General features: G+C 71.6%; 20 protein-coding genes. All 20 read left to right on the top strand.

From position 1 onward, the window contains the following. The first annotated feature begins 133 nt into the window (after positions 1-133). The 20 genes from C3V38_RS14805 (at position 134) to C3V38_RS14710 (ending at position 23,815) form a co-directional block, all read left to right on the top strand. Complete coding sequence (locus C3V38_RS14805; protein ID WP_106386175.1) at positions 134-484, top strand: YlxR family protein; 351 nt, start codon at positions 134-136, stop codon at positions 482-484. 115 nt (positions 485-599) lie between these two features. Beyond that, positions 600-3,434: a translation initiation factor IF-2 gene (infB, locus tag C3V38_RS14800; protein WP_106386174.1), complete on the top strand. Its 2,835-nt coding sequence runs from the start codon at positions 600-602 to the stop codon at positions 3,432-3,434. A gap of 111 nt (positions 3,435-3,545) precedes the next feature. Continuing rightward, positions 3,546-4,004: a 30S ribosome-binding factor RbfA gene (gene rbfA / locus C3V38_RS14795; RefSeq protein WP_106386173.1), complete on the top strand. Its 459-nt coding sequence runs from the start codon at positions 3,546-3,548 to the stop codon at positions 4,002-4,004. Continuing rightward, entirely contained in the window at positions 4,001-4,978 is a 978-nt protein-coding gene (locus C3V38_RS14790) for a bifunctional oligoribonuclease/PAP phosphatase NrnA (protein WP_106386172.1), read from the top strand. The genes rbfA and C3V38_RS14790 overlap by 4 nt, the downstream gene beginning before the upstream one ends. After that, positions 4,962-6,362, top strand: coding sequence for an MATE family efflux transporter (locus tag C3V38_RS14785; RefSeq protein ID WP_254426011.1), 1,401 nt, complete (start codon positions 4,962-4,964; stop codon positions 6,360-6,362). Before C3V38_RS14790 ends, C3V38_RS14785 begins: the two co-directional genes overlap by 17 nt. Further along, positions 6,359-7,303, top strand: a complete 945-nt coding sequence (locus tag C3V38_RS14780; RefSeq protein ID WP_106386170.1) for a metallophosphoesterase — start codon at positions 6,359-6,361, stop codon at positions 7,301-7,303. The genes C3V38_RS14785 and C3V38_RS14780 overlap by 4 nt, the downstream gene beginning before the upstream one ends. Beyond that, positions 7,303-8,034, top strand: coding sequence for a 4'-phosphopantetheinyl transferase (locus C3V38_RS14775; RefSeq protein ID WP_106386518.1), 732 nt, complete (start codon positions 7,303-7,305; stop codon positions 8,032-8,034). Before C3V38_RS14780 ends, C3V38_RS14775 begins: the two co-directional genes overlap by 1 nt. After that, on the top strand, positions 8,031-8,942 hold the full coding sequence (gene truB, locus C3V38_RS14770) for a tRNA pseudouridine(55) synthase TruB (protein WP_106386169.1): 912 nt from the start codon (positions 8,031-8,033) through the stop codon (positions 8,940-8,942). The genes C3V38_RS14775 and truB overlap by 4 nt, the downstream gene beginning before the upstream one ends. Before the next feature lie 23 nt (positions 8,943-8,965). Further along, positions 8,966-9,928 (top strand): bifunctional riboflavin kinase/FAD synthetase, encoded by a 963-nt coding sequence (locus C3V38_RS14765; protein WP_106386517.1) that lies wholly within the window; start codon positions 8,966-8,968, stop codon positions 9,926-9,928. Between the two features lie 115 nt (positions 9,929-10,043). Continuing rightward, on the top strand, positions 10,044-10,313 hold the full coding sequence (rpsO, locus tag C3V38_RS14760) for a 30S ribosomal protein S15 (protein WP_106386168.1): 270 nt from the start codon (positions 10,044-10,046) through the stop codon (positions 10,311-10,313). Between the two features lie 375 nt (positions 10,314-10,688). Beyond that, the gene (locus tag C3V38_RS14755; RefSeq protein ID WP_106386167.1) at positions 10,689-12,950 is read left to right on the top strand and encodes a polyribonucleotide nucleotidyltransferase; all 2,262 of its coding nucleotides are present in this window, start codon (positions 10,689-10,691) and stop codon (positions 12,948-12,950) included. Between the two features lie 109 nt (positions 12,951-13,059). Next, positions 13,060-14,415, top strand: a complete 1,356-nt coding sequence (locus C3V38_RS14750; RefSeq protein ID WP_106386166.1) for a pitrilysin family protein — start codon at positions 13,060-13,062, stop codon at positions 14,413-14,415. A 36-nt stretch (positions 14,416-14,451) separates the two neighbouring features. Then, positions 14,452-15,201 carry a 4-hydroxy-tetrahydrodipicolinate reductase gene (gene dapB, locus C3V38_RS14745; RefSeq protein WP_106386516.1) on the top strand — a complete coding sequence of 250 codons (750 nt, stop codon included), beginning with the start codon at positions 14,452-14,454 and terminating at the stop codon, positions 15,199-15,201. Positions 15,202-15,211: 10 nt separating this feature from the next. Further along, entirely contained in the window at positions 15,212-15,691 is a 480-nt protein-coding gene (locus tag C3V38_RS14740) for a hypothetical protein (protein WP_106386165.1), read from the top strand. Beyond that, a complete protein-coding gene (locus tag C3V38_RS14735; RefSeq protein ID WP_106386164.1) occupies positions 15,688-16,140 on the top strand; it encodes a flavodoxin family protein in 453 nt (150 codons plus the stop codon). Before C3V38_RS14740 ends, C3V38_RS14735 begins: the two co-directional genes overlap by 4 nt. A gap of 38 nt (positions 16,141-16,178) precedes the next feature. After that, positions 16,179-16,931, top strand: coding sequence for an FAD-dependent thymidylate synthase (gene thyX / locus C3V38_RS14730; RefSeq protein WP_106386163.1), 753 nt, complete (start codon positions 16,179-16,181; stop codon positions 16,929-16,931). A gap of 58 nt (positions 16,932-16,989) precedes the next feature. Continuing rightward, positions 16,990-17,937 (top strand): 4-hydroxy-tetrahydrodipicolinate synthase, encoded by a 948-nt coding sequence (gene dapA / locus C3V38_RS14725; RefSeq protein WP_106386162.1) that lies wholly within the window; start codon positions 16,990-16,992, stop codon positions 17,935-17,937. After that, on the top strand, positions 17,934-20,171 hold the full coding sequence (locus C3V38_RS14720) for a ribonuclease J (RefSeq protein WP_106386161.1): 2,238 nt from the start codon (positions 17,934-17,936) through the stop codon (positions 20,169-20,171). Before dapA ends, C3V38_RS14720 begins: the two co-directional genes overlap by 4 nt. Before the next feature lie 4 nt (positions 20,172-20,175). After that, positions 20,176-20,832: a TIGR03085 family metal-binding protein gene (locus C3V38_RS14715; RefSeq protein WP_106386160.1), complete on the top strand. Its 657-nt coding sequence runs from the start codon at positions 20,176-20,178 to the stop codon at positions 20,830-20,832. Between the two features lie 61 nt (positions 20,833-20,893). Further along, positions 20,894-23,815, top strand: coding sequence for a DNA translocase FtsK (locus C3V38_RS14710; RefSeq protein ID WP_371412127.1), 2,922 nt, complete (start codon positions 20,894-20,896; stop codon positions 23,813-23,815). Positions 23,816-23,861 lie beyond the last annotated feature (46 nt).

The raw sequence follows: 23,861 nt of genomic DNA, 5'->3' as shown, positions 1-23,861 counted from the left end.
CGGCCCCCGGCGCCACGCGGTCGGGCGCGCCGTTCGTGTCGACACGGCATCTTCTGTAGACTGATCAGTTGTCACAGTGACTTCACGTCCACCCGTCCCCACGGGTGGGGCGGCGAGAGACCGAGGTGGCCGCATGCCGGGTCGTCAGGACCAGCGGACCGACGCCGCCGAGGCCGAGGGTCCCATCCGGACCTGCGTCGGTTGCCGTGGTCGGGATCACGACTCCCGGCTACTGCGGGTCGTCCACGATCCGCGGACGGCGACGCTCTCGCCCGATCCGCGTCGGCGGGCGGTGGGACGAGGAGCCTGGGTGCACCGCGACGAGCGGTGCATCGCGACAGCACTCGACCGCAAGGCCTTCATCAGGTCCCTGCGAGTCGCCGGGAACGTGTCCCAGGACGCGATCTCGGAGGTGCTCGAGGCCCTACGCCCCGGGCACGACCCCACCCACCGGCCGTACGGCCCGGCGGGGGAGCACAAGTAGAGGAACGGACCAGACACGATGAGCACACCGTGAAGCTCCAGCGATGAACGTCCATCGAATGTAGACCGAGGTCGCGCGGCCAGCCCTGCCGTGAGACCTCGCAGTGAGGAGAGCAGTGGCAGGCAAGCCCCGGGTACACGAACTGGCCAAAGAGTTCGGTATCACCAGTAAAGAACTTCTGACGAAGCTCCGCGATCAGGGAGAGTTCGTCAAGTCCGCGTCGTCGACGCTGGAGGCCCCGGTCGTCCGGCGCCTGCGCGAGGCGCACGCACCGGCCGGAGGTGGCGACGACGCCGCGCCGGCGTCCAAGTCCGGTGGGGGGCCCGCGCCCAAGCCGGGCGCCCCGTCCAGGCCCGCTCCGGGCCCGCGTCCGGCTGCGACCCCGCGTTCCGCGGCGCCCAAGCCGTCGGCCGCGCCCACCCCCGGTGCCACCCCCGCGGCACCGGCCCCCAAGCCCGCAGCGGGACCGACGCCGGGTGCCAGGCCCGCCGCCGGACCGACGCCGGGTGCCAAGCCCGCCGCACCGGGTCCGAAGCCCGGCGCACAGCGTCCCGCCCAGGGTGCGACCCCGGGCGCGGCGGCAGCCGCGTCCCGTCCGGCCCCCGGCCCCCGTCCGGCCGGTCCGAAACCCGGGCCCAAGACGCCGCGCGTGGGTAACAACCCGTACTCCAGCGGCACCACGCCCGCCCCGCGTCCGCAGGGCGGTCCCCGTCCGGGCCCCGGGCAGGCCGGTCCGCGTCCGGGTGGCGCACGTCCGGCGTCGGGCCAGGGTGGTCCCCGTCCCCCACAGCGCCAGGGCGCTCCGGGGCAGGGCGGCCCCCGTCCCAGCCCCGGCAACATGCCGCCTCGTCCCAACCCCGGTCAGATGCCGGGGCAGGTCGCACGGCCCGCGGCCGGTCGCGGTCGGCCGGGTGGCCCCGGTGGGCGTCCCGGCGGAGGCGGCTTCCGCCCCGGCGGTGGCGGCGGCGCCCCGGCAGCGGGCGGCGGTGGCTTCCGCGGTCGACCCGGTGGTGGCGGTCGCGGTCGCGGCGGTGCCGCGGGTGCGTTCGGTCGTCCCGGCGGCGCCCCCCGTAGGGGTCGCAAGTCGAAGCGGCAGAAGCGTCAGGAATACGATTCGATGCGGGCACCGGAGGTCGGCGGCGTCCGGCTCCCGGACGGTCGTGGGCAGGTCCTGCGGCTGGCTCAGGGCGCCTCGCTGAGCGACTTCGCGGACAAGATCGACGTCAATCCGGCACAGCTGGTCCAGGCGCTGTTCAATCTGGGCGAGATGGTCACCGCCACGCAGTCGGTCACCCCGGAGACCCTCCAGCTCCTCGGTGAGGAGATGGGCTACAAGGTCCAGATCGTCAGCCCCGAGGACGAGGACCGCGAGCTGCTCGAGTCCTTCGACCTGTCCTTCGGTGAGGACGAGGGCGGCGAAGAGGACCTCGAGCGTCGTCCCGCGGTCGTCACCGTCATGGGTCACGTCGACCACGGCAAGACCCGACTGCTGGACAGCATCCGGTCCGCCAAGGTCGGCGAGGGTGAGGCCGGCGGCATCACCCAGCACATCGGTGCCTACCAGGTCACCGTGCCGGTCGACGGGGTCGAGCGCACGATCACCTTCATCGACACCCCGGGTCACGAGGCGTTCACCGCCATGCGTGCCCGCGGGGCCAAGTCGACCGACATCGCGATCATCGTGGTGGCAGCGGACGACGGCGTCATGCCGCAGACGGTCGAGGCGATCAACCACGCACAGGCGGCCGATGTGCCGATCGTCGTGGCGGTCAACAAGATCGACAAGGAGGGCGCGCAGCCCGACAAGATCCGTGGTCAGTTGACCGAGTACGGCCTCGTGCCGGAGGAGTACGGCGGCGACACCATGTTCGTCGACATCTCCGCCAAGCAGAACCTGAACATCGATTCGCTGCTCGAGGCCGTCGTCCTCACCGCGGACGCCGCTCTGGATCTGCGGGCCAACCCGGACATGGACGCGCAGGGCGTCGCGATCGAGGCGCACCTCGACCGCGGTCGTGGCCCTGTGGCCACCGTGCTCATCCAGCGCGGCACGCTGCGGGTCGGCGACTCGATCGTCGCGGGCGACGCATACGGTCGTGTGCGGCGGATGGTCGACGAGCACGGCCAGGACGTCGAGGAGGCGACCCCGTCGCGTCCGGTCCAGGTCATCGGTCTGACCAGTGTGTGCGGCGCCGGCGACACCCTGATGGTGGTCGACGAGGACCGCACGGCCAGGCAGATCGCCGACCGCCGCAACGCGCGTAAGCGCAACGCGATGGCCGCGCGAAGCCGTCGCCGGATCAGCCTCGAGGATCTGGATTCGCACCTCAAGGAGACGAGTCAGCTCAACCTCATCATCAAGGGCGACAACTCCGGTACGGTCGAGGCCCTCGAAGAGGCCCTCATGGGTATCGAGATCGACGACGAGGTGCAGCTGCGCGTCATCGACCGCGGTGTCGGTGCCGTCACCGAGACGAACGTCAACCTGGCGGCGGCGTCCGACGCGGTGATCATCGGGTTCAACGTCCGGGCGGAGGGTAAGGCCACCGAGATGGCCAACCGCGAGGGCGTGGACATCCGGTACTACTCGATCATCTACCAGGCGATCGACGAGATCGAGAGCGCGCTCAAGGGCATGCTCAAGCCGATCTACGAGGAGAAGCAGCTCGGCCAGGCGGAGATCCGCCAGATCTTCCGCTCCTCCAAGGTGGGCAACATCGCCGGCTGTATGGTGCTCGACGGCATCATGCGGCGTAACGCCAAGGCGCGGCTCATCCGCGACGGCAACGTGGTCGTGGAGGAGATGACCGTCTCCTCGCTGCGGCGCGAGAAGGACGACGTGACCGAGGTCCGCGAGGGCTTCGAGTGCGGTCTGACGGTGACGTACTCCGACATCAAGATCGGCGACGTGATCGAGACGTACGAGCTCGTCGAGAAGCCGCGCGACTGACGTCGCAGAGCACACCGTGGGGGCGGGTTCCGTATCGTACGGACCTGCCCCCGCGGTGCGCTCGTCAACTCGTGACCGCTCAGCGGTCGCACCATGTCAAGGAGGATCGCCATGCCCGGAAAGGGACGCGCGGGACGGCTCGGTAAGCGGATCGGCGAGATCGTCGCGACAGCTATCGAGCACGAGATCAAGGATCCGCGGCTCGAGTACGTCACCATCACCGACTCGCGCATCACCGCGGACCTGAGGGTCGCCACCCTGTACTACACGGTGCGGGGCGAGACCCTCGACGAGGACCCGGACCTCGAGGCCGCGGAGGCGGCGTTGACCGCAGCCCGGGGGCGTCTGCGCACCATGGTCGGCAGGCAGACCGGGGTCAAATTCACCCCGGAGCTCACGTTCGCGCTCGACTCGGTGCCCGACGCCGCGCGGCACATGGAGGAACTTCTCGCCAGGGCGCGGGCCAGCGACGAGCAGGTCCGCCGTGCGGCCGAGAACGCGCGCCCGGCCGGTGACGAGGACCCCTATCGGAAGCCGGAGGAGGGCCGACCGGAGGACGACGACCGGTGACCACGGCGGTGGACGCCGCGGGAGCGGCGGACGTGTTGGCGCGGCACCGTGAGGTGACCGTGCTGTGTCACGTCCGCCCGGACGCCGACGCCCTCGGCAGTTCGTGTGGACTGGCGCGGGCCCTGCGCGCGGTAGGCGTGACCGTCCACCATTCGTTTGACCCCGGTGTGGTCCCGGACGCGTTGCGCGCCATCCCGGGCACCGACGGGGTGGTCCCACTGTCCCGGGTGCCGGCCCACGGCGGCCTCGTGGTGACCCTGGACTGTGCGAGCCCCGACCGGGTCGGGGCCTGGGAACGTCTGGCCGAGGCCGCGTCCGAGGTGCTGGTCGTCGACCACCACGGTTCGAACCCGGGCTTCGGATCTCACATGTATCTCGATCCCACCGCCGCCTCGACCGCGTCGCTCGTGCTGGAGGTGCTCGTCGCGGGCGGTCACGTTGTCGACGCCGACATCGCCACCAGCCTCTACGCCGGTCTCGTCACCGACACCGGGTCGTTCCGGTGGGGCGGTTCGGACGCGCACGAGACCGCCCGCCGACTGCTCGAGGCCGGGGCGGAGTCAGAGGACCTCGCGTACGACCTGCTCGACGCCCGATCCTTCGCCTGGCTACGGGTCCTGGGAGAACTGCTCGCCACCGTCCGTCTGGAGGCCGACGCCGTGGGAGGCCGGGGAGCGGTCTGGCTCGCGGTCCCGTACGAGGTGATCGCGGCGGCGGATGAGGACGACGTCGAATCGCTCGTGTCCCATCTGCGGGGCGTCCGCGAGGCACAGGTGGCGGTGCTGCTCAAGGAGTACCTGCCGGGGGAGTGGGCCGTGTCGCTGCGCTCCCGGGGTGACGCGGACCGGGAGGCGATCGACGTCTCCGCCGTGGCCGCGGCGCTGGGCGGCGGCGGACACCCGTCTGCGGCCGGCTGCACCGTGCGCGGTGACCTCGATGCCGTGAGTGCGAGGCTCAGTGGACTCCTCGGCTGACCAAGCGCCCACCGCTCCGCGGTCGGCGTCGCGGCCGGAGCCGGAGCCGAAGGTCGGCGTCGGGGCGATCGGCCGGCGCCTGTGGTCCATCGCGCTGCCCGTGCTGCCGGTGCTGTCGGCCGAGCCCGTCTACCTGTTGATCGACGGCATCATCGTGGGCCGACAGGGCGCGGACGCGCTCGCGGCCCTCGGCGTGGGAGCACTCGTGCTGCTCGTGCTGGGCACGCAGATGAACTTTCTGTCCTACGGGACCACCGCCCGGTCCGCGCGGCTGCACGGCGCCGGTCGTCGCACCGATGCGGTCGCCGAGGGCGTGCAGGCGACGTGGATCGCCCTCGCCGTCGGGGCGCTCGTGGTCGCGGCGGTGACGGCGCTGATGGGCCCGCTCACCCGCGCTCTCGCCGCGGACGCCGAGGTGGCCGCGGGCGCGGCCGCGTGGCTCCGGGTGGCGGTGTGGGGTATCCCCTGCATCCTCGTCGCCTCGGCCGGCCACGGATGGATGCGCGGTGTCCAGCGCCTGCGCACCCCGCTCGTGCTGGTGGCCGTGGGGATCGGCGTGTCGACCGTCGGATGTGTGGTGCTGGTCCCCGGACTGGGGCCCGCACCGGAGATGGGTCTGGTCGGCAGCGCCTGGTCCAACCTGGCCGGTCAGCTGCTCATGGCGGGTGGTTTCCTCACCGCGTTGGTCCTCGAGCACAAGGGGTCGTTGCGTCCGCGCCGGGCCGTGATCGTGAGCCAGCTGCGGATGGGCGTCGATCTCATCATCCGTACCGCGTCGTTCCAGATCACCTTCGCCGTCGCCACCACGGCCGCCGCCGCGGCGGGCGTCAACTCGCTCGCCGCCCACCATCTCGCGCAGCAGTTGTGGTCGCTGTACTCGCTCGTCCTGGACTCGGTGGCGATCGCGGCGCAATCGCTGGTGGGTGCCGCCCTGGGTGCCGGTCTGGCCGCGCACGGTCGGGCGTTGGCCCGGGCGGTCATCGTGTGGTCACTCGGCCTGGGGGTAGCGCTCGCGCTGCTGACAGTGCTCTTCCGCGAGCCGATGGCCACCCTGCTGGCCGGCGACGCCGGGGTGGCTGACCGGCTGGTCGTGGCGCTCATCGGCATGGCGGTGGTCGTCCTGCCGGCGGCGGTCGTGTTCGGCCTCGACGGGGTCCTGCTCGGCGCCGGGGACGCGGCGTACCTCCGCACGAGCACGGTCATCGCCGCGTTGTTCGGGTTCCTGCCCGTGCTCCTGGCGACCCGGCACTTCGGCTGGGGCCTGTCGGGGATCTGGTGGGGGATGGGGGTCTTCGTCGGGATGCGCCTCGTCGCCGTGGGGATGCGGGTGCGCGGTGACCGGTGGGTCGTCCTGGGCGCGCGCACCCCGGAGGCCGCCGGATGACCGCGGTCGCGGGCGGTGCGGCGGGCCCGTCGCTGCGGGCGGTGTCCGATCTGCACGTGGGTCACCGCGGGAACGCCGACGTGGTGGACGACCTCCACCCGGGTCACCCGGGCGATTGGTTGATCGTGGCGGGAGACGTCGCGGAGAAGGCCGACCACGTGGTGGGCGCCCTGGAGCGATTGGCGGCCCGGTTCGAGCGCGTGATCTGGGTGCCCGGCAACCACGAGTTGTGGATCGGGCGCGATGACGAGGGCCTGACTTCCACCACGAAGTACGTCCGGTTGGTGGAGGCGTGCCGGGCTATCGGGGTGGACACCCCCGAGGACCCGTACCCGCTGTGGACCGGCCCCGGCGGGCCGGCGTGGGTGGTGCCGATGTTCCTGTTCTACGACTACAGCTGGACCCCCGTGGCGGGGCAGGCCCGCGCGGAGGCCCTCGCCGGGGCGCGCGAGCGCCGGGTGGTGGCGTCCGACGAGTTCCTCATCGACCCGGGCCCGTTCGGCGACGCCGTGGCGTGGTGCCGGGAGCGTCTCGTGGCCACCACGACCCGGCTGGGGCGCCTGGACCCGGCCCACCCGACCGTGCTGATCAACCACTGGCCGCTGCTGCGGGAACCGACCCGGGTCCTGCGTCACCCCGACTTCGCGCTGTGGTGCGGGACGGAGCAGACGGCCGACTGGCACCGCCGCTACCGGGCGACCGCGTGCGTCTACGGGCACCTGCACATCCCGCGCACGACCGTGCACGACGGCGTGCGCTTCGAGGAGGTCTCACTGGGCTACCCGCGCGAGTGGGGGGCCCGGGGGCGTCCGGAACCGCTGACGCGCCAGATCCTGCCCGCCCCGGACGCGCCGCAGGTGCGGTGGGTGCGCGGGGAAGACGGCATGCCGCGACTCGCCCGGCCCGGGGAGAGCGCTCCGGAGCTGGAGGAGGAGCGGTGATCCCCGGCCTGTTCCCGGGCGACCTGTTCCCCGACGACGTGGCCGTGGTGACCGACACGGAACTCGGCATGGACGATGCCGCGCTCCTGGCGTCGTTGTATCCGGTGGAGGTCGAGCAGATCGGTGCGGCGGTGGAGCGGCGGCGGGTCGACTTCGCCGGGGCGCGGGCCTGCGCGCGTGCGGCCATGACGCGGCTCGGCGTGCAGCCCGGTCCGGTGCTGCGGGGCGCGCGGGGCGCGCCGGTGTGGCCCGCGGGGCTGGTGGGCACGCTGACACACACCGACGGTCTGCGCGCGGCCGCGCTGGCCCGGGCCGGACGGGTGCGTTCGGTGGGCTTGGACGTCGAGCGACACGAACCGCTCGCCGACGGGGTGCTCGAGGCGGTGTCGCTGCCGGAGGAGGCGGCCTGGGTGCGCGCCGCGCGCACGAAGATGCCGTCGGTGGCGTGGGACGCGCTGCTGTTCACCGCGAAGGAGGCCACGTACAAGGCGTGGTTCCCGATCACCCACCGGTGGCTGGGGTTCGCCGACGCGCACATCACCCTGGTTCCCGACGGGGACGACGACGAGGTGGTCCGGGGCACGCTCGTCTCGCGGATCCTCGTCGACGCGAACACGGTGGACGGTGGCCCGGACGCGACCGAGTTCCACGGCCGCTGGGCCGTCCGGGGCGGCCACGTGGCCTCGGCGATCGTGCTACGGCCCGCGGGTGTCGATAGCGTGGGGCCGTGACGCCGCGTAGACCCGACCCCCGTCCCGCCCCCGAACCCGGCCTGGTGGTCGTGGACAAGCCCGGGGGGATGAGTAGCCACGACGTGGTGGCGCGGCTGCGCAGGTTCTTCGGCACCCGCAAGGTCGGACACGCCGGCACGCTCGACCCCATGGCCACGGGTGTGCTTGTCGTGGGCGTCGAACGCGCCACCAAGATGCTCGGCATGCTCGCGCTGGAGACGAAGTCCTACGAGGCGACCATTCGCCTCGGCGAGACCACGACCACCGACGACGCCCAGGGGGAGACCACCGCGACCGTGGACGCCTCCGCGGTGACCGATACCGCGATCGACGCGGCCGTGGCCGATCTGACGGGGGAGATCGACCAGGTGCCGTCGGCGGTCAGCGCGATCAAGATCGACGGGAGGCGGGCCTACGACAGGGTGCGGTCGGGGGAGGAGGTCGAGCTCCGGTCGCGGCGGGTCACCGTCTCCAGGTTCGACGTGCTCGAGCGGGTCCGCGCCGGGGCGGTGATCGACCTCGTCGTCGTCGTCGACTGCTCCACGGGGACCTACATCCGCGCGATCGCCCGTGACCTCGGCGCCGCGCTCGGCGTCGGGGGCCACCTCACCGCCCTGCGCCGGACCCGGGTCGGACCGTTCGGCCTCGACGTCGCCCGCACGCTCGACGAGCTGGAGGCCGCGCCGACCCTGTCCCTCGACCTCGACGCGGCCGCCCTGGCCGCGTTCCCCCGCCGCGACGTCGACGCCGACGCCGCCGAGGGGCTCCGCCACGGACGGTGGCTGGAAGCCCGGGGTGACACCGGTGTCGTCGCCGCCGTGGGGCCGGACGGTCGTGTCGCGGCGCTGGTCTCGGAGTCCGGACGCCGAGCCGCTCCGGTCGTGGTCATGCGCCCGGCGGGGCTGTGAACCCCGCGCGTAAGGTGGTCGCCGTGCAGCTGTGGCGGACGTTCGACGAGATCGTGATCCCCGACGGCGGGACCTCCGTCGCCCTCGGGGTGTTCGACGGACTCCACCGGGGGCACCGCACCCTCGTGGACCGCGCGGTCGGCGCGGGTCGCGAACTCGGTGCCAGGCCGGTGCTGGTGACCTTCGACCCCCATCCCGTCGAGGTCGTCCGGCCGGGCACGCACCCGTCCGTCCTCACCCCCCTTCCCCGGCGTGCCGAAATCGCGGGGGGATTCGGCGTGGACGCCGTGTTCGCGCTGCCTTTCGACCGCGAGATGGCCTCGTGGGAGCCCGACGAGTTCGTGGACCGCGTCCTCGTCTCCGGACTCGACGCCCGCGCCGTCACCGTCGGTCGCAACTTCACGTTCGGTCGCCGCGCCGCCGGCACCCCCGAGACGATGCGTGCCCTGTGCGCGGAGCGGGGGATCGTGTGCGAGGTGGTCGACCTGCTGGAGGCCGGCGGCGAGACCGTCTCCTCGAGCCGGATCCGGCGCCTGCTGTCGGAGTCCGACGTCGCCGCCGCCGCGGAGATCCTCGGCCGCCCCCACCGCGTCTCGGGCGTCGTCGTCCACGGCGCAGGGCGAGGGGGCCGCGACCTGGGCTACCCGACCGCCAACCTCGACCTGCCCGAGCACACCGCGGTCCCCGCCGACGGCGTGTACGCGGGCTGGTTCACCGTCCTCGACGACGGCCCGGTGGACGGGTCGATCGTCCCGGGGCGCCCCTACGCGTCCGCGATCTCCGTCGGCACCAACCCGACGTTCGGCGACACCGCGCGCAGTGTCGAGGCGTTCGTGCTGGATGAGGCCGCCGACCTGTACGGCCGGACGGCGGCCGTCGACTTCGTCGACCACGTACGCGACATGGAGAAGTTCTCGTCCGTGGACGAGCTGCTCGTGGCGATGGATCGCGACGTCCGGCGCACCCGCACCGTGCTCGGGGCCTGACCGCGCCCGAATTGGGGTCACCGCCCCCGGCTGGTAGCGTTGTCGGTCGGCCCTGCTGCGGTCCGCGGCGGCGGTGGCCTCATATTGTCGCGGACTGGAACAACCAGGAGCCATCATGGCGCTGAGCACCGAAGAGAAGAAGGCCGTTCTGGCCGAGTACGGGGTCCACGAGACCGACACCGGGTCCCCCGAGGCCCAGGTCGCGCTGCTCACCCGGCGCATCCAGCAGCTCACCGAGCACCTCAAGACCCACCAGCACGACCACCACTCGCGTCGTGGCCTGCTGCTGCTGGTCGGCCGTCGTCGTCGGCTGCTCAAGTACATCGCCAAGGTCGACATCGCACGCTACCGCGCGCTGATCGAGCGCCTCGGCCTGCGCCGCTGACACCGGCCCGTCCGGTCCCGCCGACGATCCCCGCCCTCCACGTGAGGGCGGGGATCGTCCGCGTCCGGGCGGCCCGGTCTCCCTCGCGTCGCGGGGGCGGCGCCCGCGCGCCCCGGTGACCCGGGCGGTCATCCCTGATAGCCTCGAACCCAGCCGGTGCACACGTGCCGGGGTGGTCGACAGGTCCGATTGGCGGTCCTCGGTAGTGGCCGCCGGAACCCGACGCACGCGGGGTCGTGAGAGCCGCGCGCACCGTTCCGGCCGCTTCGATCGAAGACCGAGGTCGTACCGGGACCGCCCTGTCGCATGGCCGGCGGCCCCGGCGGGCGCAGTCCCGCCGCGAGGCCCCATCATCCCCGATACGACAGGAAACCCATGCCACAGATCACGGCCGTCGAGGTCGAGGACGGCGTCTTCGAGTCCGTCGCGACCATCGACAACGGTGACTTCGGTCGCCGCGAGGTCCGCTTCGAGACCGGCCGGTTGGCCAAGCAGGCCGCCGGTTCGGTCGTCGCCTACCTCGACGACGACACGATGCTGCTGTCCGCCACCACCGCGGGCAAGCACCCCAAGGACCACTTCGACTTCTTCCCGCTGACGGTGGACGTCGAGGAGCGGATGTACGCCGCGGGCCGCATCCCCGGCTCCTTCTTCCGCCGCGAGGGGCGTCCCAGCACGGACGCGATCCTCACCTGCCGCCTCATCGACCGGCCGCTGCGCCCGACCTTCGCGGACGGCGTCCGCAACGAGGTCCAGGTCGTCGTGACCGTCATGAGCCTCGATCCCAAGGATCTCTACGACGTGGTGGCCATCAACGCGGCCTCCGCGTCCACCCAGCTGTCGGGGCTGCCCTTCTCGGGTCCCGTCGGCGGCGTGCGCGTCGCTCTCATCCCCACTGCCGCCGACCCGGCCGGCCAGTGGGTGGCGTTCCCGACCGTCGGGCAGCTCGAGGGGGCCGTGTTCGACATGGTCGTCGCCGGCCGCGTCGTCGGCTCGGGGGACGACGCGGACGTCGCGATCATGATGGTCGAGGCCGAGGCCACCGACAACGTCATCGACAAGATCGCCGGTGGCGCCCAGGCGCCCACCGAGGAGGTCGTCGCCCAGGGGCTCGAGGCCGCCAAGCCGTTCATCGCGGAGCTGTGCGCCGCCCAGCAGGCACTGGCCACCGCCGCGCCCGGGACGCCGCGCGAGTTCCCGCTGTTCCCGCCCTATGCCGACGACGCGTACGCGGCCGTCGCCGAGGTCGCGGAGACCAAGCTGGCCGAGATCATGCGCATCGCGGACAAGCAGGAGCGCGAGGTCGCGACGGACGAGCTCAAGGCGTCCGTGCTCGACGAGCTCGCCGACCGCTTCGCCGACCGCCTCGGCGAGATCGGTGCCGCGTTCAAGTCGCTGACCAAGAAGATCGTCCGCCAGCGGATCCTGACCGACCACTTCCGGATCGACGGACGCGGCGTGCGTGACATCCGCGCGTTGTCGGCCGAGGTCGAGGTCATCCCGCGCGCCCACGGGTCGGCCCTGTTCGAGCGCGGTGAGACCCAGATCATGGGTGTCACGACGCTCGACATGGTCAAAATGGCCCAGCAGATCGACTCGCTGGGGCCCGAGACCAGCAAGCGTTACATGCACCACTACAACTTCCCGCCGTACTCCACCGGTGAGACCGGCCGGGTGGGCTCGCCCAAGCGTCGCGAGATCGGTCACGGCGCGCTCGCCGAGCGTGCCCTCATGCCGGTGCTCCCCAGCGTCGAGGAGTTCCCCTACGCCATCCGCCAGGTCTCCGAGGCCCTCGGCTCCAACGGTTCCACCTCCATGGGCTCGGTGTGTGCGTCGACGCTGTCGCTGCTCAACGCCGGCGTGCCGCTCAAGGCTCCCGTCGCCGGCATCGCGATGGGCCTCGTCTCCGACGAGGTCGACGGCGAGACCCGCTACGTGGCCCTCACCGACATCCTCGGTGCCGAGGACGCGTTCGGCGACATGGACTTCAAGGTCGCCGGCACCGGGATGTTCGTCACCGCGCTGCAGCTGGACACGAAGCTCGACGGCATCCCGTCCGAGGTCCTGGCGGGTGCGCTCACGCAGGCCCGTGAGGCCCGTCTGACCATCCTCGACGTGATGGCCGAGGCGATCGATGAGCCGGACGAGCTGAGCCCGTTCGCGCCGCGCATCGTTGCGATCAAGGTCCCCGTCGACAAGATCGGCGAGGTCATCGGGCCCAAGGGCAAGATGATCAACTCGATCACCGAGGAGACCGGCGCGTCCGTCTCGATCGAGGACGACGGCACCGTGTACATCGGCGCCACCGACGGCGAGTCGGCGCAGGCCGCGATCGACAAGATCAACGCCATCGCCAACCCGCAGCTGCCCAAGGTTGGCGAGCGGTTCCTCGGCACCGTGGTCAAGACCGCGCCCTTCGGCGCGTTCCTGTCGCTGCTGCCCGGCCGTGACGGCCTGGTCCACATCTCGAAGCTCGGCGGCGGCAAGCGCGTCGGCAAGGTCGAGGACGTGGTGAACGTCGGCGACAAGATGCAGGTCGAGATCGCTGACATCGACAACCGCGGCAAGATCAGCCTCCTGCCCGTCGGCGAGGACGCCGACAACGGCTCCGACGCGGACGCCGGCGGCGACGACTGATCCCGCGTCCGGCGCCCCGAGGTGCCGGGCACATCCGAGGCACGCACCCCGCGCGGGGTGCGTGCCTCGTTCGTTCGACCCGAACGCAGCAGACCGACGATGGAGGGCCGTGAACCCAGAGATCCGCGTGGACCGGACGATCCCCGGCGTCAGGGTGGTGACCGAGGAGCTCCCGTGGTGCCACACCGCCGCGGTCGGAATCTGGATAGGCGCCGGGTCCGCGGACGAGGGCCCTGACGAGCACGGCGCGGCCCACTTCCTCGAGCACGTCCTGTTCAAACGCACGACCACCGCGTCCGGGCGCGAACTGTCCGAGCGGATCGACCTGCTCGGGGGCGACCTCAACGCCTACACCGGGCGCGAGCACACGTGCTATCACGTCCAGGTCCCCGCCGAGGGTCTGGACACCGCCGTCGACGTCCTGGTGGACGTGGTGGCCAACGGGTCCTGCGACCCGGAGGACGTCGAGGTGGAGCGCGACGTGGTTCTCGACGAGTTGACCGGTCGGGCGGACGACCCGGAGGACCTCGCGTGCGAGCTCGTGGCCACCGCGGCGCTGGGGCGCGACCCGCTCGCCCGCCCGGTGATCGGCACCGAGGTGTCGGTCGAGGCGCTGGACGCCGACACCCTGAAGGCGTTCCACCAGCGCATCCTCGGCTCCGGAGACGTTGTGGTGGCGGCCGCGGGCCGCATCGACCACGACGCGCTCGTCGCCCGCATCGCCTGTGGACCGCTGCCCGTGGCGGTGGCGCGGAGTCTCCCCGGCGCGGACGCACCCGTCCGGCCCGGCGACCGCCCCCGGTCCCTGGTCCCGGCCCGCGGGCGGCTCGGCACCGACGGCGCCGACGGCGCCGACCCCGGCTGGGCGATCGCTCCGGTGTTGGTCGGAGAGGACGAGGACTCCGAGCAGGCACTGCTCGCCCTGGCCCGTCGTACCCCCGCGCGGGGACACGGTGACCGCGCGGCCGCCCAGATCGGCACCGCCGTCCTGGGCGGCGGGCTGAGCTCACGGCTGTTCCAACGGATCCGGGAGGAGCTCGGCCTCGCCTACACGGTCTACGCCGGCATGGACCAGTTCCATCCGACCGGGCTGCTCACAGTGGTCGCCGGCTGCCCCGTCGACCGCGTCGGATCCCTGCTCGGGGAACTCGGCGAGGTCGTCGACGGGATGCGCACGGCGGCGCCCTCGTCCCACGAGGTGGACCGTGCGATCGGGCACCTCACGGGCTCCATCAGGCTCGGCCTGGACGACCCCCTGTCCCGGATGACACGGATCGGGCGACATCTCCTCGACCGCGACCGGGTCGTGACGGTCGAGGACTCCGTAGCCCGGCTCCGGCGGGTCACCGCCGGTGAGGTCGCCGACTACTGGAGCGCCGAGTCCGCGCCCTGGTGCCTGGCCGCCGTCGGTCCCGGCATGCCGGACGGCGGCGCGGCGGAATTGCTCGCCCGCGTCGGCGGATAGTCTGGGGGGAGGACGACGATGACCACGGAGGAGACGATGACGGTGACGAAGGTCGGGGTGCTCGGCGCACGCGGCAAGGTGGGTTCGGCGATCTGCGAGGCCGTTCGCGCGGCCGAGGATCTGGAGCTCGTCGCCGAAGTCGACCAGGGCGACCCGCTCAGCGCGCTCGTCGACGCGGGGGCCGAGATCGTGGTCGACTTCACCCATCCCGATGTGGTCATGGGCAACCTCGAGTTCTGCGTCGCCAACGGCATCCACGCCGTGGTTGGCACGACCGGGTTCACCGACGAGCGTCTCGAAACGCTTCGCGGCTGGCTCTCCGACAGCCCGGACACCGGGGTGCTCGTCGCGCCCAACTTCGCGATCGGCGCGATCCTCATGATGAGGTTCGCGGTGCAGGCGGCGAAGTACTTCCCGTCCGCCGAGATCATCGAGCTGCACCACCCGAACAAGGCGGACGCGCCGTCCGGCACCGCGTACCGCACGGCCGCCATGATGGGCGCCGCGCGGGCCGAGGCGCGGCTCGGTCCGTCGCCGGACGCGACCTCCACCGCGCTCGACGGTGCCAGGGGAGCCGACGTCGACGGCGTCCGCGTCCACTCCGTCCGGCTGACCGGCCTGGTCGCGCACCAGGAGGTGCTCCTCGGAACGCAGGGGGAGACCCTGACGATCCGGCACGACTCGCTCGACCGGTCCTCCTTCGCGCCCGGCGTCCTGCTGGGTGTCCGCTCGATCGCCGCGGCACCGGGACTGACCGTCGGGCTCGACGCCTTCATGGACCTGTAGGTCTCCCGCAGTGGACAGAGTCGTCAAACCCCTGGTCATGGCCCTCACCGCGGTGGGCCTGGTGGTGGCCTTCCTCTACCTGATCTACCTCGGGTGGTCGATGATCCGCGCCTCGGAGCACCTGTCCGTGCGCGGACTCGGGGTGGGGATCCTCCTGCTCGCCGTCGTCGGGGCGTGGGCCACCTGGGCCATCGTGCGCAACGGGCTGGAGCTGCAGAAGATCTCGGCCGCGGCCGCCTCCGAGGGTGTGGAGCTGGACCTCACCGGGCTGGAACGTCGACCCTCAGGCCGTCTCGAACGGCTCGCCGCCGACGAGCTGTTCGACCGTGTCAGCGCCGAGTACCAGGCGGCGCCGGACGACTGGCGGACCGCCTACCGCCTCGCGCGCGCTTACGACCACGCCGGCGACCGCGTCCGGGCGCGCGAGACCATGCGCACGGCCATCGAGCTACACGATGCCGAGTCGGCGCCGGGGAAGGACCCGCGATGAGCACCGTGTTGCTCGTCCACCACGCGCCGTCGCCGCGGCTGCGCCGCATCCTCGAGGCCCTGGAGACCGGGCTCGCCCACCCGGAACTGGGAGGGATCTCGGTGGAGTCGGTCCCCGCCCTGGCCACCACCGACGACCACGTCCTGCGAGCCGACGGCTACGTCCTGCTCACCCCGGCGAATTTCGGGTACATGTCCGGAGCACTCAAGCACTTCTTCGACCGGACCTATTACACCTGTGAGGGCGCGGTCTCGGGTCGCCCGTACGCACTGTGTGTTCACGGCGACAACGACACGGCGGGTGCCGTCACCTCGGTCGAACGCATCACCACCGGCTGGGGCCTGCGGGCCGTGGGCCCGGCCACGCAGCTCACGGGCGAACCCACACGCGAGGACCTCGACGCCGTCGCCGAGGTCGCGGCCACGGTAGCCGCACACCTGCTCGGCTGAACCGCCGGGCGCACCACGTCACCACAAGGAGTCCCATCATGTCCGAGCTCGTCCGGCGGCAGGTCCGCATGGTCGCGCACACCGAATTCCTCCCACCCGACGAGGTCGGGTGGGAGACGGACGCGGAAGGCGGGTCCGCCCTCGCGGAGTTCGCCGGTCGGGCGTGCTACCAGAGCTGGGACAAGCCCAACCCGCGCACGGCGTCCAACGCGGGGTACCTCCGCCACATCCTCGAGGTGGGGCACCTGTCGGTGTTCGAGCACGCCAGCGTGACCTTCTACATCACCGGTATCTCGCGGTCCTGTACCCACGAGCTGATCCGGCACCGGCACTTCTCGTACAGCCAGCTCTCCCAACGGTTCGTCCCGGAGCACGACTCGAAGGTCGTCCCGCCCCCGGCGATCGCCGACGACCCCGAGCTCGTCGAGATCTTCCGCCGGGCCACCGACGCCTCCCGCGACGCCTACGCCGAGATGCTGGCGAGGCTCGAGGAGAGGTTCGCGGACGTGCCCAACCCGATGTTGAGGCACAAGCAGGCCCGGCAGGCGGCCCGGTCGGTGCTGCCGAACGCGACCGAGACCCGCATCGTCGTGACGGGTAACTACCGCTCGTGGCGGCACTTCATCGGGATGCGCGCCACCGAGCACGCCGACACCGAGATCCGGGGCCTGGCTATCGACGTCCTGCGGCAGCTGCGCGAGGCCGCGCCGGCCGTGTTCTCGGACTTCGAGATCGCCACTCTCGAGGACGGATCGGAGATAGCGGTAAGCCCGTACGTGCTCGAGGGATGACCACACCCGCCGGGTCGGAATCGGGATCCGGACCAGGCTGCGGGTACCCTGGGAGACCATGACACACGTGACCACCGCGGGGCCGACACCGGCCGGTAGTGGCCGGGCCCCCGCCGAGACAGGGCGCCCGGCGCCGTTCGGCACGGTCGTCACGGCGATGGTGACCCCGTTCGGGGCCGACGGCTACGTCGATCTCGAAGCCGTCGCACGTGTCGCGCGACATCTCGTGGACTCCGGGTGCGACGGCCTCGTCGTGTCGGGGACCACGGGGGAGTCACCCACCACCACCGACGCGGAGAAGATCGCGGTCCTCGAGACCGTCCTCGACGCGGTCGGCGACAGGGCGACCGTTGTCGCGGGCGTCGGGACCTACGACACCGCGCACTCCGTGCACGCCGCCCGGCAGGCAGCGGCCTCCGGGGCGCACGGGCTGCTCGTCGTGACCCCGTACTACTCCAAGCCCACCCAGGCGGGCCTGGACGCCCATTTCCGCACCGTCGCCGACGCGACCGACCGCCCGGTGATGCTTTACGACATCCCCCCGCGGTCGGTCGTCCCGATCCACGCCGAGACCCTGATCGGTCTGGCCGCGCACCCGAACATCGTGGCAGTCAAGGACGCGAAAGGTGACTTCCACGACGCGGTCACCGTCATGTCGCACTCCGACCTCGTCTACTACTCGGGGGACGATCAGCTCAACCTCCCGTGGCTGGCCGTCGGGGCGAGCGGCTTCGTCAGCGTGATCGGCCACGTGGCCGCGCCGCGACTGGTCGAACTCCGCAGCGCGTTCCTGTCCGGCGACATCGAGACGGCCCGCCGGATCAACCTCGGACTCCTCCCGCTCTTCGACGCCCAGCGGGCGCTCGGGGGCGTGTCGATGTCCAAAGCAGCACTCGAACTTCTCGGGATCCCGGCCGGCGTGCCGCGACTCCCACAGTTACCACCCACCGACGAGCAGCGAGCGGCCCTCGAGGCGTTGCTGCTCAGAGCAGGAGTCACCAGATGACGGAGAGTCCCTCCACCGGCCGCGGACGCGGCCGTACCCGCCGCGCCGCCGGCCGTCCCTCGGGCGAGCCGGCACCCGCCACGGCCATTCAGTTCACCGAACCGACCCCGGTCGCCGACGCGCCGGCCGCCGAGTCAGCGCCGCCCCGCGCCGGTCGCGGCACGACGACGCAGGACAAAGCCCCGCAGAACAAGGGCGCGCAGGACCAGAATCAGGACGACAAGGGTCAGCAGAGCCGGGGCCAGCGAGGCGGTCGGCAGAACAAGACGGACCAGGACAAGGGAGAGCAGGGCAGGACCCAGCAGGACTCGTCCAAGGGCGGCTCGCGAGGTCGCGGGCGCGGTACCGGCTCGACCGGCCAGGACGGCAACGATCAGAAGGCCGGCGGCCAGAACGGCGGCGGGCAGAAGAACGGCGGCGGGCAGGAATCCGGCGGCCAGAACGGCGGACGTGGCCGCGGCGGCCGCAACCGGGGCCGCGGACGCGGCGACACGTCGACGGCCGAGTTCGGCGGGGTCAAGACCATGCAGGGCGGCGACATGACCGTGCGCATGCCCCGCCCGCCCAAGCCCCGGAAGGGCGCCCTGCGGATCGTCGCGCTCGGCGGCATCTCCGAGATCGGCCGCAACATGACGGTCTTCGAGTACGACTCGAAGCTGCTGATCGTGGACTGCGGCGTGCTGTTCCCCAGCTCCACGGAGCCGGGCGTGGATCTCATCCTGCCCGACTTCGGACACATCGAGGACCGCCTGGACCAGGTCGAGGCGCTCGTGCTCACCCACGCCCACGAGGACCACATCGGGGCGATTCCGTTCCTGCTCAAGCTGCGCCCCGACATCCCCGTGGTGGGGTCCAGGTTCACCCTCGCGCTGGTGGCGGCCAAGTGCCAGGAGCACCGCATCAAGCCGGTGTTCCGCACGGTCGACGAGTCCAGCGTCAGTGACTTCGGCAAGTTCCAGGTCCGCTACTTCGACGTCAATCACTCGATCCCCGAGTGCCTGGGCGTGGTCATCAAGGCCGGCGACAACACGGTGATGATGTCCGGCGACATCAAGCTCGACCAGCTCCCCACCGACAAACGCCCAACCGACCTGCCCAAGATGTCGAGGTTCGGCGACGAGGGTGTCGACCTGTTGCTCCTGGACTCCACGAACGCCACCACGCCGGGCATCAGCCCGTCGGAGTCCGGCGTCCGGCCCGCCCTGCAGCGGCTCATCGCCGACGCGCGTCAGCTCGTGGTGGTGGCCTGCTTCGCCTCCAACGTCTACCGCGTCCAGTCCGTCGTCGACGCGGCCGCCGCCACCGGGCGCAAGGTCGCCCTGACCGGACGGTCGATGCTCCGCAACATGGAGATCGCGCTCGAGATGGGGCTCCTCACGGATCCGGACAGGGTTCTGGTGGATATGGACACCGCCGCCAAACTGCCCTCCGAGAAGGTCCTCGTGATGACCACCGGTACACAGGGCGAGGCCATGGCCGGTCTCTCCCGGATGGCCCGCCGCGAGCACCGGCAGATCAACCTCTCCGAGGGCGACACGGTGCTGTTCTCCTCGTCGATCGTCCCGGGCAACGAGGAGTCCGTCTTCGGCGTCCAGAACGGCCTGTCGCAGATGGGCGTGAACGTGGTCACCAGTCGTGAGGCGGACATCCACGTGTCCGGCCACGGGTACTCCGGCGAACTACTGTTCATCTACAACGCCGTGCGCCCGAAGAACGCCATGCCCGTGCACGGCGAGTGGCGTCACCTGCGGGCCAACAAGGCGCTGGCGATCGCCACCGGGGTGGCCGAGGAGAATGTCGTCCTCGCTCAGAACGGCGTTGTGGTGGACCTCGTCGACGGCAAGGCCTCCGTGGTGGGCCAGGTGCCGGTCGGCAACCTGTATGTCGACGGCCTGTCCACGGGCGACATCGGTGACACCGTGCTGGCGGATCGCACGGCCCTGAGCGAGGAGGGCTTCATCGTCGCCACCGTCGTGGTGGACCCGCGCACGGGTCGGCCAGTGAGCAAACCGCAGATCATCGGCAAGGGTTTCACCGACGAGCCGGGCGCGCTGGCCCCGGTGGTCGAACTGGTGGAGAACGCGTTGTGGGATCTCGCCGGGGAGGGGGAGACGGATCCGTACCGAATCGCCCAGGCCGTCCGTCGCACCGTGGGTCGCTGGGTGTCGGAGAAGTGGCGCCGCAAGCCCATGATCGTGCCCACCGTGATCACCTCCGCCGTCGCCGAGGTCTGAGACCGTGGGTCCCGACCGTCCGAGCCTGGCACAGCGCGAGCGGAGCGCCCTCGTGGAGACGATGCGCGCCGCGGGGCCGGACGCCCCCACGATGTGTGAGGGGTGGACGACCCGGGACCTGGCCGCCCATCTCGTCGTGCGGGAGGGGCGGCCCGACGCGGCGGCCGGGGTCGTGGTCCCCGCCTTCGCCGACCGGCTCGAGCAGATCCGGCTCCGCGAGGCCGAGCGACCGTGGGAGGACCTCCTGGCCGCGATCGCCGCGGGCGCGCCGTGGTACTCACCGCTGCGCTACGCGGACCGTGTGGCCAACACGGCCGAGTTCCTCGTCCACCACGAGGACGTGCGTCGTGGGGCCCCGGGGTGGGGCAGGCGCGGCTTCGGGATGGAGGATCTCGAGCGGGTCTGGATACTCGCCACCACCGTGGCACGGACCTTCCTGCGCAAGGTCGACGCCCGGGTGGAGCTGCGTGCCCCCTCGGATCCCGGGTCCGGGAAGATCTCGCCGGTCTCGACGGGCGCGGCCCTCGCGCCACTGGTGAGCGTTTCCGCCGATCCGGTGGAACTCCTGCTGTGGGCGTTCGGTCGCGACGAGGTCGAGATCGACATCTCCGGAGCACAGCGGGGGATCGACGCCCTACAGGCTGTTCCGCGAGGTCTGTAGAACATCCCCCGCGCGTGTGGCTGCTGTTACCGGTGGTGCTCGAGACGATAGAGTGACGGCCATGGCATCCACCTCGAGCACGCGATCCTCCCGTGCCCCCGGCGGCCGACGTCCGGCTCCCACTTCGGGAGCGAAGCGATCGACCACGTCCACCCCGTCGTCGTCGCGGAGTGGCGGTTCCCGTCGGGGCGCAGTGGTCTCCACGCCCAAGAAGGGCACGCGCGGCGGCGCCCGGACGTCGTCCCCGACCCCGGAGCGGACCTCCGGTGCGTTCGGCGCCGTCGGTCGCGGGTTGCGCGGGGGATGGTCCGCGGTGGCCAAGGGGGTCGGGCACGGCGTCCGTGGCCTCGGGGGAGGGGACGACGACAAGGTGATCCCGCCGCACCGCCGCGACGGTCTCGGGCTCATCCTCATCGGCGTCGCCATCGTCGTCGCCGGCGCCGTGTGGTTCGGTGCCGCCGGGCCGGTGGGGGAATGGATCGACACCGGCATCCGCACGGTCGTCGGCACCCCCGGCGCGTTGCTCCCTCTGCTGCTGGGCGGTTGGGGAGTGCTCGTCATGGCACGCGAGCCGCGTCCGGACGTCCACTCGCGGTGGCTGGTCGGTGCGACCGTCACCGCTCTCGGCGTCCTGGGGCTGTGGCACCTCGGTTCCGGCTCGCCGACGGATCCCGAGGGCGTGCGCTCCGGCGCCGGTGTCCTCGGACGGATCGTCGGCGGCTCGCTCGAGGCCGGGCTGTCGGTGTTCGTCGCCGTCCCGCTGCTCGTCCTGCTGGTGGCGTTCGGCCTCCTCGTCATCGTGGGCAGGCCCGCTCGCGAGATCCCCGGCGTCGTCCGCGGCTTCTTCGGCTGGGACGGCAGCGGCGACATCGTTGATCACGACTTCGACGACGCCGCGCACGACTGGGACGACGAGCCGACCACGGCGTACCCGATCGCCGAGACGACGGCCCCGGAGGACACCGGACGGGCGGCGACCCGGCGCAGTTCACGGCGTCGCGTCTCGGCCTGGTCCGACACCCCCACCACGGGCGAGACGGTGGAGATGGCCCGCGCCTCACGCGCCGGGGCGGACCGCGACACCCCCGATGCGGACCTCCACACCAGCGCCGGCGCGCCCGACGACGAGACTCCCGCCCCGACCAGGACCCGGCGCGTCCCGCGCCGGACCGAGGTCCTTCCGGCAGGCGAGGATCCCTCGGCGGACACCGCGGCAGGTCCCACGGGCGGCGCGGAGGCCGAGCAGACCCCGTCCCGGGTGACATCGCCTCGCGCCTCCACGCCGGCGCCCTCGGCGCGCGCGGCCACACCCGCGGCGGCGAGGCCCGCCCCGTCCACGCCCGCCGTGGACACCTCGGCCGTCCCGCAGACCAACACGCCGTCGACGCACACCGCCGCCGAGAGCGACGCGGAGCGCCTCGATTCGCAGACCCAGCTCCTCAGCGGCATCGACTACGCCCTGCCGCCGGTCAGCCTCCTTACCGCCGGTGACCCGCCAAAGGCGCGCAGCGAGTCCAACGACCAGATGATCGAGGCCATCCAGGGCGTCCTCGAGCAGTTCAAGATCGACGCAGCCGTCACCGGCTTCACCCGCGGCCCCACCGTGACGCGCTACGAGGTCGAGCTGGGGCCGGGCGTCAAGGTCGAGAAGATCACCGCCCTGCACCGCAACATCGCCTACGCGGTGGCGACCGACAATGTGCGGCTGCTCGCGCCGATCCCCGGCAAATCCGCGGTCGGTATCGAGGTGCCCAACCTCGACCGCGAGCTGGTCCGGCTCGCCGACGTGCTCACCGATCCCAAGACCGCCACCAAGCACAACCCGATGCTCATCGGTCTCGGTAAGGACATCGAGGGCGACTTCGTCACCGCCGACCTCGCCAAGATGCCGCACCTGCTGGTTGCCGGGTCCACCGGCTCGGGTAAGTCGAGCTTCGTCAACTCGATGCTCGTGTCCCTGCTCACCCGCGCGACCCCGGACGAGGTGCGCCTCATCCTCATCGACCCCAAGATGGTCGAGCTCACGCCGTACGAGGGCATCCCGCACCTCATCACGCCGATCATCACCCAGCCCAAGAAGGCGGCGGCCGCGCTGGCGTGGCTCGTCGAGGAGATGGAACAGCGCTACCAGGACATGAAGTCCACGCGGGTGCGTCACATCACCGACTTCAACGAGCGGGTGAAGTCCGGGGCGATCACCGCGCCGCCCGGCAGCGAACGGGTCTACCGGCCGTACCCGTACATCGTCGCCGTGGTCGACGAGCTCGCCGACCTCATGATGACCGCCCCGCGCGACATCGAGGACGCGATCGTCCGCATCACCCAGAAGGCGCGAGCCGCAGGAATCCACCTCGTGCTGGCCACCCAGCGTCCGTCCGTCGACGTGGTGACCGGACTGATCAAAACCAACGTGCCGTCGCGCCTGGCGTTCGCCACCTCGTCGTTGACGGACTCGCGCGTCATCCTCGACCAGGCGGGTGCGGAGAAGCTCATCGGTATGGGCGACGGCCTGTTCATCCCGATGGGCGCCTCACGACCCATCCGTATGCAGGGCGCGTTCATCACCGACGAGGAGATCCACGAGGTCGTCGACTACGCCAAGAACCAGGCCGAGCCCGAGTACGACGAGTCCATCACAGCCGCCAAGGACGACGGCAAGAAGGACATCGACTCCGACATCGGGGACGATCTCGACGACCTGCTCGCCGCGGTGGAGCTCGTGGTCTCGAGCCAGTTCGGCTCCACGTCGATGCTCCAGCGGAAACTGCGGGTGGGATTCGCCAAGGCCGGACGCTTGATGGACCTCATGGAGTCCCGCGACATCGTGGGCCCCTCGGAGGGGTCCAAGGCACGCGACGTCCTGGTCAAGCCCGAAGAGTTGCCGTCCGTGTTGTGGATGATCAAGGGCGGCACCCCGCCCGAGGAGGATCCCGGCGACAAGCCCGCCGAGCTCGACGCACCCGCCGAGACGCCGGTCGGGTAGGGGGCCTAGGAGACTGCTGAACAAAGTGCGTGTCCGGCCCGCGGAG

Source organism: Dietzia sp. oral taxon 368 (genome assembly GCF_002999155.1).
GTDB lineage: Bacteria > Actinomycetota > Actinomycetes > Mycobacteriales > Mycobacteriaceae > Dietzia > Dietzia cinnamea.
The sequence above is the reverse complement of the archived record's forward strand: the minus strand, read 5'-3'. Positions and strand labels throughout refer to the sequence as shown.

Bases quoted from the DNA above. Each gene is read 5' to 3' on its own strand.
- C3V38_RS14805 (WP_106386175.1), top strand. From the start codon at position 134: ATGCCGGGTCGTCAGGACCAGCGGACCGACGCCGCCGAGGCCGAGGGT.
- rbfA (WP_106386173.1), top strand. From the start codon at position 3,546: ATGCCCGGAAAGGGACGCGCGGGACGGCTCGGTAAGCGGATCGGCGAG.
- C3V38_RS14780 (WP_106386170.1), top strand. From the start codon at position 6,359: ATGACCGCGGTCGCGGGCGGTGCGGCGGGCCCGTCGCTGCGGGCGGTG.
- rpsO (WP_106386168.1), top strand. From the start codon at position 10,044: ATGGCGCTGAGCACCGAAGAGAAGAAGGCCGTTCTGGCCGAGTACGGG.
- C3V38_RS14755 (WP_106386167.1), top strand. From the start codon at position 10,689: ATGCCACAGATCACGGCCGTCGAGGTCGAGGACGGCGTCTTCGAGTCC.
- dapB (WP_106386516.1), top strand. From the start codon at position 14,452: ATGACGGTGACGAAGGTCGGGGTGCTCGGCGCACGCGGCAAGGTGGGT.
- C3V38_RS14735 (WP_106386164.1), top strand. From the start codon at position 15,688: ATGAGCACCGTGTTGCTCGTCCACCACGCGCCGTCGCCGCGGCTGCGC.
- thyX (WP_106386163.1), top strand. From the start codon at position 16,179: ATGTCCGAGCTCGTCCGGCGGCAGGTCCGCATGGTCGCGCACACCGAA.
- dapA (WP_106386162.1), top strand. From the start codon at position 16,990: ATGACACACGTGACCACCGCGGGGCCGACACCGGCCGGTAGTGGCCGG.
- C3V38_RS14720 (WP_106386161.1), top strand. From the start codon at position 17,934: ATGACGGAGAGTCCCTCCACCGGCCGCGGACGCGGCCGTACCCGCCGC.
- C3V38_RS14710 (WP_371412127.1), top strand. From the start codon at position 20,894: ATGGCATCCACCTCGAGCACGCGATCCTCCCGTGCCCCCGGCGGCCGA.